This is a genomic window from bacterium (genome assembly GCA_040755795.1).
Taxonomy (GTDB): Bacteria; UBA9089; CG2-30-40-21; order CG2-30-40-21; family SBAY01; genus JBFLXS01.
Genome location: JBFLXS010000082.1, coordinates 1 through 10,432, shown reverse-complemented (window position 1 = coordinate 10,432; position 10,432 = coordinate 1). Strand labels below are relative to the sequence as shown.

Here is a 10,432-nt window from a genome sequence, read left to right as displayed (position 1 = left end):
CAAGAGAGGAAGAAATTACCTTAACATCTGCCTTAAGCACTAATTGAGTATATCCAGAGACATCCTTATTTAATACCTGTCGGACGCCCATTTCACCTCGAACATAGTTAGAACCTGTGCGCTTAATCTCTAAGGCATACGGATAGGTAAAATCATTACGGATGACTTTGGCATACATCTCCTTGCCTGCACCAATCTTAACTAATTTCCACTCCTTCAGTTCTGATGAAAAATCACCATTAGTTAATAGATTGGGAATTTCCTCCTTAACCACTGGAGCAGAGGGTAGTTCAGGTTCAGGGGTTGGCTCTACTGGTGGAGCAGGAGGTAACTCCGGCTTCGGAGTGGGTTCTATTGCTGAAATAGGTTTTTCTTCTTCAGACGGAATTTCTTCCTTTACCGATACAGGTTCTTTTGACCAGGTTAGTTGCACATTGGCAATACGACTGTGAAATCCCCAACCACTACCGGATAGCTTTACCTCTTTAATCAGTTTGGGTTTGGGGGTAAGTTGCAATAAATTATTTGAGATGTAGATAAACCATTTATCCTGCACAATCCGTTCTCCTATATCTGGATAATTAATCTTTGGAGCGTATAAAAACCCGTGTCGCCACAAATGAGGTTTGCCGCTAACATCAACATAATCTATCGAAATACATAGAGGATATACTCCACCTTCTTTATCATCACTCGCAAGAGAGGAAGAAATTACCTTAACATCTGCCTTAAGCACTAATTGAGTATATCCAGAGACATCCTTATTTAATACCTGTCGGACGCCCATTTCACCTCGAACATAGTTAGAACCTGTGCGCTTAATCTCTAAGGCATACGGATAGGTAAAATCATTACGGATGACTTTGGCATACATCTCCTTGCCTGCACCAATCTTAACTAATTTCCACTCCTTCAGTTCTGATGAAAAATCACCATTAGTTAATAGATTGGGAATTTCCTCCTTAACCACTGGAGCAGAGGGTAGTTCAGGTTCAGGGGTTGGCTCTACTGGTGGAGCAGGAGGTAACTCCGGCTTCGGAGTGGGTTCTATTGCTGAAATAGGTTTTTCTTCTTCAGACGGAATTTCTTCCTTTACCGATACAGGTTCTTTTGACCAGGTTAGTTGCACATTGGCAATACGACTGTGAAATCCCCAACCACTACCGGATAGCTTTACCTCTTTAATCAGTTTGGGTTTGGGGGTAAGTTGCAATAAATTATTTGAGATGTAGATAAACCATTTATCCTGCACAATCCGTTCTCCTATATCTGGATAATTAATCTTTGGAGCGTATAAAAACCCGTGTCGCCACAAATGAGGTTTGCCGCTAACATCAACATAATCTATCGAAATACATAGAGGATATACTCCACCTTCTTTATCATCACTCGCAAGAGAGGAAGAAATTACCTTAACATCTGCCTTAAGCACTAATTGAGTATATCCAGAGACATTCTTATTTAATACCTGTCGGACACCCATTTCGCCTCGAACACGGTTAGAACCTGTGCGCTTAATCTCTAAGGCATACGGATAGGTCCAATCATTACGGATGACTTTGGCATACATCTCCTTGCCTGCACCAATCTTAACTAATTTCCAGCCATCTAATGCGGATGAAAAATTGCTGTTAACTAACAATTCAGATATTTCTTCCTTAGCCAGTATCTCAGGTTCAGGAATGATAGGTTCAGGGGCTGGCGGTGTAACTGTAGCTGGTATCTCAGGTTTAGGAGGAACAGGTTCAGGAATTAATGGTGCAGGTGCAGGTGGTAGTTCAACTATAACTTTTTCTTCTGGTGACAGCTCCTTCACAATTGGTTCTAAAACTACATTTACTTCACGGATTAATTCATTATATGAAAAAGGCTCTATTTCTATTGTTTTAGACTGATACCCGGCGATATTTGGTATCAAAACATACTTATTCCCTCGTATTAATCCATCAATGGTATAAGTGCCCCCTGCTTTAGTCATCACCTCTTTTACCACCTTATCATCTAACCTTACCTCTAAACTAACACTACCAATTCCTTCACCAGTAGTCGAAGTAACTAATCCATTAATTGACACCTCTACGGGTATGATTTTTAAGTCTTGTGTCCAGTATTCCTTAGGGTTAGATGAGAAACTTCGGGTATAAAGTGAATCTAAAGTTTGAGGTTTAGTTTTATCATCTTTAGTAATAACTAATAAGGAGCCAAATCGTTTATCCAGATAGAATTGATAAGTAAAGAAATCACCCGGGATATTTTGTCTATCGTCATCTTCTAAAGTAACGATTAAATTATCCTTTGGAACACTTTTAGTTACAGGTGATTCATTTAAGATGATTGCGGTAAGCATCTTATCTCTTGAGACAGGAATCCCTGCTGTTGTTGCAAAATAGGGCTCTATGACCATCTCTGAAAAAAAACTAACCTTGTTCAAATAGACTTGAGTGTAAACTTTTCTTGTTTGGTCTTTAAAGTTTAAATATCCCTCGCCGAGGTCAATAACATCATCTTTTTCCTCTGGAGAGACCATATTATCCCACCCTATATTCATCTCTATCAATTGTTGTCTCATCTGGTCATCTAATCCTAATTGTCCCCAATTGCCAAAGATTGGACATTCTTTATCGTAAGAACGCAAAACTGCGGCTGGTATTAAGACAACATCAAATCCTCTCTCTGGAGAAAGTCCAGCCTCCTGTGGACTAACGATACAGCAGGAAAAGGCCCTTTCCTCTTCCCCTGATGGAGTAAATGCCTTTGAGAACTTAAATTTTATGGGTAAATCTTTAATCACCACATAAGTATCTCCAAGACCCGTTCCAATTAAACAAGGGTCTTTTGAAACAGCCGAGGTTATCGCCTCTTTAGAGATAAAATTTATCATTACTGTATTTTGTGACATAGGATTAATCTCTATTTTAGCCTTTTGTGTTTCAAAAAACACCTTGTGTTGGTTTTCTATTTTTGCCTCCAGCCCGGCTAAATTAATACTTAATGAATGAGAAATAGAAGTGTTCGGTTGTAGAGCACTGTAACTCTCATCACCATTAGGGTCATGAAGGAGCATTATAGGAAGAATCGGGATAGAGGTGTAAGTCGTATATGCCTTTGAGGTAAGAAGCACGGTTAGATAAGTAGTATCAGGTTTTTGTTCTTGCCCAAGCGGCATAGTCGCTCTAACTGTAATTTTATACCTTACTTCTGGTTTTTCCTGCGGGATATTTCTGGTTACAATAGGGCTTTCCTCAATTACTCCTCCTCGACCTATCATTTCATTTGCCTCTTCAAATAAAAGTGTCCACTTGCCTGAGTTAGGATAGGTTTCTGCCTCAACGCGGGTAATAATGGTGCATTTTTGAGATGCGCGGGTCTCATTTTCACCACGCCAATCTAACCCGATTTGAAAAGAAGTTACCTCTTTGGGTAAAGTAACTGGGGAAATTTCATTAAAAGAAACATTTGCATCTGTCCAGAAAGGTATGTTTAAAAATCCTTTCCATTTTGTGTAGACCTTACCCACCGTGATAATTGAGGAAGTGGTTTCCTCACCAAAGGCTAAAAATGGTAAGCAAAAAATAAAAATTGATAGATATAAAATCTTTCTTAACATCTTTTTCTTCCTCCTTTTGGTAATTGATTAAATTGTATCTTCCAACTTTAGTCTATCAAATTTTAATATAGATGTCAAGTAAAATTTCAGTTCATCCAGAAATTCTCGGTGAATTTTTAGAGACTGAATTCACCTATGTTTAGGAGAGATAGAAAAAAATATTTTTCGTAAAGATTTTGAGAGAAAAATAAGGAATAATGAGCCTCTATCTAATTTTTCACCAAGAATTGAATTCAATAAATTCATCTTGACAAAAAGGTATGAGTTAGGTATAATACTATGGTGAAGGGCAGAAAGAATTAATTCTTAACCTGTTGATAAGAGTAAAGTTGGCAAGTTCATGCCTCAATATTTCCCCTGAAAATAGTCGCATAAATAGAACACAGATGACACAGATTAAACGGATGAACACAGATTTCTTTTGAAAATATCTCACTCAAAGACACAAAGGTAAAAATCTAATTCTTTAATTTATCTGTGTTATCTGTGTTCATCTGTGTCCCATTAATTTTCATCGTTCTTTGTGCCCCAGCGGGGCATGACCGTTTCTCCTGGTGAAAAAAATGGATATATTTGAACAAGAATTTAACCGAATTGCAGAAATCAGGAAAATAACAATATGAATCCTAAAACCTTTCATTCAATTACTTTCTTGTTTATGTTTTTTAGTTTAGTTGTATTTAATAATCAATCTTTTGCAAAACAAAAACTTATTCTTACTTCAACAACATCCACACTGGACTCGGGTCTATTTGATGTGCTAATTCCTGCATTTGAGAAAAAATATGATTGTTCTGTTAAGGTAATTGCGGTTGGCACAGGACAGGCAATTCGTCTGGCTAAGGATGGAAATGCTGATGTTCTTTTAATTCACGATAGGGTGTCTGAGGAACAATTTGTCCAGGATGGTTATGGTTTAAAAAGACTTGATGTGATGCATAATGATCTCTTAATTGTAGGCTCTAAAAATGACCCGGCGGGAATAAAAGAGGATAAAGCCTTAAATTCGTTTAAAAAAATATATCAATCAAAAACACCTTTTGTTTCACGCGGAGATAACTCAGGGACACATAAAAAAGAATTAACTATATGGAAACAATTAAATATAAAACCATCTGGAGACTTTTATATTGAAAGTGGCACAGGAATGGAGATGACTTTAAGAATTGCACAGGAGAAAAATGCATATTGCCTTGTTGACCGCGCCACCTGGCTATCTCATAAAAAAGAGATTGATGGGCTTGAAATACTTGTTGAAGGTGACTCCATACTTTATAACCCGTATTCAGTAATCGTTGTTTCTCCAACAAAATTTCCCTGGGTAAATTTTAAGTTAGCCCAAAAATTTGCAGATTTTATAAGAAGTTATAAGGGGCAAAAAATTATTAAAAATTTTGGGATTAAAAAATTTGGAGAACCACTTTATTTTCCTGATGTGGTAAAATTCTAATGGAATATCTATTTGAAGGAATAAAACAGGGATTTTTACTTTTATTTCCTCCCAAAAAGGAAATAATTGAAATTGTGCTTCTTTCAATAATAGTTTCTGGAAGTGCAACTATTATTGCTGGAATTTTTGGAATACCAATAGGTCTGTATTTTGCTGTCAAAGAATTCAAATTCAAGAGAGTCCTTGTTGGTATAATCAATACCTGGCTTGCCCTCCCGGCAGTATTGATTGGACTTTTAGTCTATATATTTTTATCAAGAAAAGGACCTGCGGGTATATTTGGCTTACTTTTCACACCCTCGGCCATAATAATTGCTCAGGCACTCCTTGCCACACCAATAATTTGTGCCCTCTCTCTTTCTGCCTTAAAAGGAATTGCTAAAGATGTCAAAGATGTTGCTTACTCTTTGGGTGCAAGCAGGTCTCAGATGGCTTTAATATTAATTAAAGAAGGAAAATTTGCCTTCCTGACCGCTATAATTACCGGCTTTTCAAGAATTATTGGAGAAACGGGTATGACTTTAATGGTAGGCGGAAATATAAAAGGCGAGACAAGAGTTATGACGACAACGATTGCACTTGAGACAATGAAAGGGAATTTTGAAACAGGTATTGCCATAGGTATTGTGCTTCTTTTTATAGCCGTAATTATAAATATACTTTTACAAATAATACAGGGAAAATGAATATAAAAATAAAAAGTCTAAATAAAAAAATTGGTAGATTAAATATCTTAAAAGATATAAACTTAAATTTTGGACCTGAAAATATAAATGTCCTCATTGGTCCAAATGGTGCAGGTAAAACCACGCTTTTAAGAATAATCGGACTTCTTGATAAACCTACTTCAGGAGAGATATTTTATAACGGAAATTCTTCGGCTAAATTTACCTCAAGAGATAAATTGAATTGCCGACGAAAAATGGGGTTTGTCTTTCAGAATCCAATTATTTTAGAAGGAACTGTTTACCAGAATATTATTTATCCATTGAATTATCGCAAATTAAAGATTGAAAAACCTCAAATCGAAGAGATAATTCATAGGACTGGATTGTCTGATAAAATAGACAAAGATGCCAAAAAACTTTCAGGTGGAGAAAAACAGAGATTACAAATTGCCAGAGTTTTGATGGTTAATCCTGATTTATTCCTTCTTGATGAGCCAACAAATAATTTAGACCCAATAAGTACAAAAAGGATTCAAGAGATTATTTGTGAACTTGTCCAATCAAAAAAAACAATAATTCTTACTACTCACAATTTACTTCAAGCAAAACATTTTGCTCATAAAATATTTTTTTTAAAAAACGGAGAAATTATTCAGGAAGGAAGTAGTAAAGATATTTTTGAGACTCCATTATCCCTAGATATTGCTGAATTTTCACTTTCAGAAAATATATTTTCAGGTGAGATTTTAAAAGAAAGGGAAGAAACTTATCTTTTGGCCGGTGGCTTAAAAATAAATGTTGTAAATAATATATTATCCGGTAAGGTGACAGGAATTATAAGGCCTGAAGATATCTTAATTTCAAAAACTCCCATTGTTTCCTCAGCCCGCAACTGCTTTAAAGGGGAAATTAAAAAAATTGAGAATATTGGCGCAATTTATTCTGTTGAGGTTAGTTGCAATAATTTATCACTAACTTCTCTTGTTACAAAACAATCAGTAATTTCACTGGAACTAAAATCAGGTTCTGAAGTTTATTTAATATTTAAAGCCACTTCTGTTTATCTGTTGCCTGTTTCTGTTAAATAATATCTCGTTATCGTACTGTGATTCAGACAGTAGACTATAGACATCAGATCCCAGACTGAAACGGGCAGAAATTGCAGAAGAATGAAGGCTTAAAAGAAGTGGAAGTGGAAGTGGAAGGGAATGTGTTTTTCACTTTCACTTTCACTTTCACTTCCACTTACACTTACACTATGAGAGTCTATAGTCTTGTGTCTGATGTCCAGTGTCTGAATCACAGGTTATCGTAAAAGTTTCTTGACAAAGGTAGGTATAGTTATGATATAATTAACAACATCATCATTTAATAGATAAAATTATGGATAAAAAAGTATCAGAGGGAACACTTTATCTATGTGGGACTCCAATTGGAAACATAGAAGATATTACCTTAAGGGCATTGCGCGTCCTCAGAGAAGTAGATTTAATTGCCGCTGAAGATACAAGGGTTACAAAAAAACTTTTAAATCATTATCAAATCAAAACTGAAATTACCTCTTACTATCAACATAACAAGTTTAAAAAAGGTAAGTATCTCATTAACTTATTACAAAAAGGTAGAGATATAGCTTTAGTTTCTGATGCCGGGATGCCTGGCGTATCGGACCCGGGGTATGATTTAGTCCGTCAGGCAATAGAAAATAAAATACGAATAGTTCCAATTCCGGGGCCAACAGCTATTCTTACAGCATTAGTCATTTCAGGTTTCCCGACAAAACATTTTATCTTTGAAGGATTTTTGCCATCTACTCACAAAAACCGCATAAGACTTCTCAAAAAATTAAAGGAAGAAAAAAGGGTGGTGGTATTTTTTGAATCCCCGCACCGTATCCTCAAGAGTCTAAATAATATCTTAGAAATTCTTGGAGATAGACAAATAGCGGTGATGCGAGAATTGACAAAAAAATTTGAAGAAGTCCTTCGAGGAAAGATAAGCGAAGTGATTGAAAAACTTAATTTAACTCTACCGAAGGGTGAATTAACAATTGTCTTACAAGGGGCAGAAGACTAACAGCGAATCTGCCTGAAAAGAGTTTTTTTATGAAGATAGCATTTATTGGGAGAATAGTTAATAAAAGTGGTGGAATTTCACGATATGTTGGAGAATTAGTTGAGATTCTCAGTCAGGAACATGAGATTCATCTATTTGCTAATTCCTGCCAGGATATTTCAACAGAGAAGTTTATCTTTCATAAAATCCCAATGATTCAAGGTAATTTCTTCTTGAAACGAAGGCAAAAAGGATTAGCCACCATATTACAGGTTTATAGTTTTGCTTTAATGTCTAAGTTGAAAATCAATACCTTGAATTTTGATATAGTTCATACGCAAGGAGATTGCTTTGTGCCTTTTGATGTTTATACCACCCACAGCTGTCATAAAGCCGCGGTTAAAAAGGCTCGTAAATCAGGGAAAGGAATTGGCAACTTCCTTAAAAATACCAGGCTCAATCCCTTAAATTTAATTGTCCTGGCTAATGAAAAATTTATTTTTAAATCGGGTAATTATAAAAAAATAATTGCTATTTCTATGGTAACTAAAAAAGAAATTATTAACGAATATAATGTCCCGGAGCAAGATTTTGTTATTATCCCTCATGGAGTGAATTTTACAGAATTTAATATCGAAAAAAAACAGGCTTTTAGAAATAATATAAATATTAAATATGGTTTCTCGCCAGAAGATATAATTATCTTATTTGTAGCCAATGAATTTAAACGAAAAGGATTAAGATACCTTATTGAGGCATTACCCCTGGTTAATAATGATAAGGCTAAAATTCTGGTAGTTGGTTCATCCGATGAAAGAGATTTTGTAAGACTTGCGGATAAATTAGGAATTAAGGAAAAGGTTATTTTCGCCGGGGCTTCCTCAAAAGTAGCGGAGTTTTTTCTTGCGGCTGATATTTTTTGCTTTCCAACTTTAGATGAACCATTTGGTCTGGTAATTATCGAGGCATTAGGCGCAGGACTTCCAACGATTACAAGTAAAATTGCCGGTGCGGCTGAATTAATACAAGATGGTAAAAGTGGTTTATTGCTTGATGACCCAACTTCACCGCAAGAAATAGCCTCAAAAATAAACCTGTTGCTCAACAATAAACAACTAATGACTCAAATCTCTAAAGAAGCGATTACCACCGCCCTTAAATATTCCTGGCAAGAGATTGCAAAAAGAACTTTAGAGGTTTATAAAGAGGTGGAACACCCAGGTTCGTTCCGAAGATAGAGGGCAGAAAACTTCTGCTCAATCAAGGAGTAACAATGAGAGTATATAGCCCGGTCCGTAAAAAAAGTATATATCGAGGTAAAGACAAAAGACCTAATTTTATTATAAAAATAATCTTACTTCTTATTTTCATCAGCCTTATATTTTTAGGGATAAGTAAGACTTATACTCCCAAAGAAGATATATTTTTAAAATACAAAAAGATATTAGAAAAAGACCCGGCTAATATCGAGGCATATATTTCATTGGCGGAGTGTTATTATCATAAAGCACTGGAGGAAGAACTCAAGGGAAATGAAAAAGAAGTAGTGATTTTACTTGAAAATAGCCTTAAATATTATCAAAATGCAATTAAATTAGATGAAAAAGAGGAGAAAATCTCACCTCAGGTTCATTATCAATGTGGGATAGCATATTTTAAGTTAAGTAGATACGCAAAGGGAAAAGATTATTACGAGCAATCTCAATCTGCATTAAAAAAATCATTAAAAGGGAAATTTGAAACTCCAGAAACACATATTTATTTAGGACATATTTACTTCAAAAAAGGGTTGTATAATGATGCTATTGAGGAATATACGCAGGCTAAAACACTTAATCCTGATGATGTTTCTGCCTGGTATAATATTGGCTGGGTATATAAAGTAAAGGGAATGCCTAATAATGCTTTATCTGCATTTCGTAATGCGGTTAATATACCAAATTTGGATAAGGCTATTAGTATTAAAATTCGGACAGTGATGGGTGAACTCTATTATCAACAGGATTTGATGGAGCATGCGAAAGATGAATATAAAGCAATACTTAAATTAAACCGCAATTCAGAGATAGCCCATTATAAATTAGGGAAGATTCATAAAAATCAAGGAGACATTGCCTCGGCAGAAAAGGAGTTGAAAACTGTTTTAAAAATAAATCCTGCTAATAAAGAGGCAAAAGAAGAACTAAATAATTTAAAAAAAAGATAAAAGATTTTATTGACAATTAAGACTATTTTTGGTATAGTATTAAAATAGAGTTTAGAGAGTTTAGAGAGTTTAGAGAGTTTAGAGAGTTTAGGGAGTTTAGAGAGTTTAGGGAGTTTAGGGAGTTTAGGGAGTTTAAGGAGTTTAAAGAGTTGGAAAAGTTAATTGCTAAAATTCCTTTAACTCTTTTAACTCTATTAACTCTTTTAACTCTCTGGAGTTTCGTGAATTTTCTATGATTCCTTTCTCCTTTAATCTTTGTGTTCTTTGCGGTCGATTTCTTTGCGTTCTTTGCGGTTAAAAAAGGATAAACCACAAAGGGCACAAAGTAGTAACGCAAAGGACACAAAGGGAAGAAAATAGGTAAAGCATTTTTTATCAACTCAACTTCAAAGGATAAGTTGCAAAAAAATCATCAGGCTTTTGAGCCTAATTTTGCCATCTTTGAG

At 35.2% G+C, this 10,432-nt stretch carries 7 protein-coding genes; 6 read left to right on the top strand and 1 reads right to left on the bottom strand.

Annotated features, from left to right (window positions below):
• Nucleotides 1-3,607: carboxypeptidase-like regulatory domain-containing protein (locus tag AB1414_07445; GenBank protein ID MEW6607276.1), on the bottom strand; the 3,607-nt coding region annotated here is incomplete at its 3' end.
• Nucleotides 3,608-4,226: 619 nt separating this feature from the next.
• Between AB1414_07445 and AB1414_07440 the strand changes: the two genes are divergently transcribed.
• The 6 genes from AB1414_07440 to AB1414_07415 all read left to right on the top strand — a co-directional run bounded on the left by AB1414_07440 (nt 4,227) and on the right by AB1414_07415 (nt 9,986).
• Nucleotides 4,227-5,057, top strand: a complete 831-nt coding sequence (locus tag AB1414_07440) for a substrate-binding domain-containing protein (protein ID MEW6607275.1) — start codon at nt 4,227-4,229, stop codon at nt 5,055-5,057.
• The gene (locus AB1414_07435) at nt 5,057-5,743 is read left to right on the top strand and encodes an ABC transporter permease (GenBank protein MEW6607274.1); all 687 of its coding nucleotides are present in this window, start codon (nt 5,057-5,059) and stop codon (nt 5,741-5,743) included. The genes AB1414_07440 and AB1414_07435 overlap by 1 nt, the downstream gene beginning before the upstream one ends.
• The gene (locus AB1414_07430; GenBank protein MEW6607273.1) at nt 5,740-6,813 is read left to right on the top strand and encodes an ABC transporter ATP-binding protein; all 1,074 of its coding nucleotides are present in this window, start codon (nt 5,740-5,742) and stop codon (nt 6,811-6,813) included. Before AB1414_07435 ends, AB1414_07430 begins: the two co-directional genes overlap by 4 nt.
• Nucleotides 6,814-7,108: 295 nt before the next feature.
• Complete coding sequence (gene rsmI, locus AB1414_07425) at nt 7,109-7,801, top strand: 16S rRNA (cytidine(1402)-2'-O)-methyltransferase (GenBank protein ID MEW6607272.1); 693 nt, start codon at nt 7,109-7,111, stop codon at nt 7,799-7,801.
• A 29-nt stretch (nt 7,802-7,830) separates the two neighbouring features.
• On the top strand, nt 7,831-9,018 hold the full coding sequence (locus AB1414_07420) for a glycosyltransferase family 4 protein (protein ID MEW6607271.1): 1,188 nt from the start codon (nt 7,831-7,833) through the stop codon (nt 9,016-9,018).
• A gap of 35 nt (nt 9,019-9,053) precedes the next feature.
• Nucleotides 9,054-9,986, top strand: coding sequence for a tetratricopeptide repeat protein (locus AB1414_07415; GenBank protein ID MEW6607270.1), 933 nt, complete (start codon nt 9,054-9,056; stop codon nt 9,984-9,986).
• Nucleotides 9,987-10,432 lie beyond the last annotated feature (446 nt).

Bases quoted from the DNA above. Each gene is read 5' to 3' on its own strand.
- AB1414_07415 (MEW6607270.1), top strand. From the start codon at position 9,054: ATGAGAGTATATAGCCCGGTCCGTAAAAAAAGTATATATCGAGGTAAA.
- AB1414_07420 (MEW6607271.1), top strand. From the start codon at position 7,831: ATGAAGATAGCATTTATTGGGAGAATAGTTAATAAAAGTGGTGGAATT.
- rsmI (MEW6607272.1), top strand. From the start codon at position 7,109: ATGGATAAAAAAGTATCAGAGGGAACACTTTATCTATGTGGGACTCCA.
- AB1414_07440 (MEW6607275.1), top strand. From the start codon at position 4,227: ATGAATCCTAAAACCTTTCATTCAATTACTTTCTTGTTTATGTTTTTT.
- AB1414_07430 (MEW6607273.1), top strand. From the start codon at position 5,740: ATGAATATAAAAATAAAAAGTCTAAATAAAAAAATTGGTAGATTAAAT.
- AB1414_07435 (MEW6607274.1), top strand. From the start codon at position 5,057: ATGGAATATCTATTTGAAGGAATAAAACAGGGATTTTTACTTTTATTT.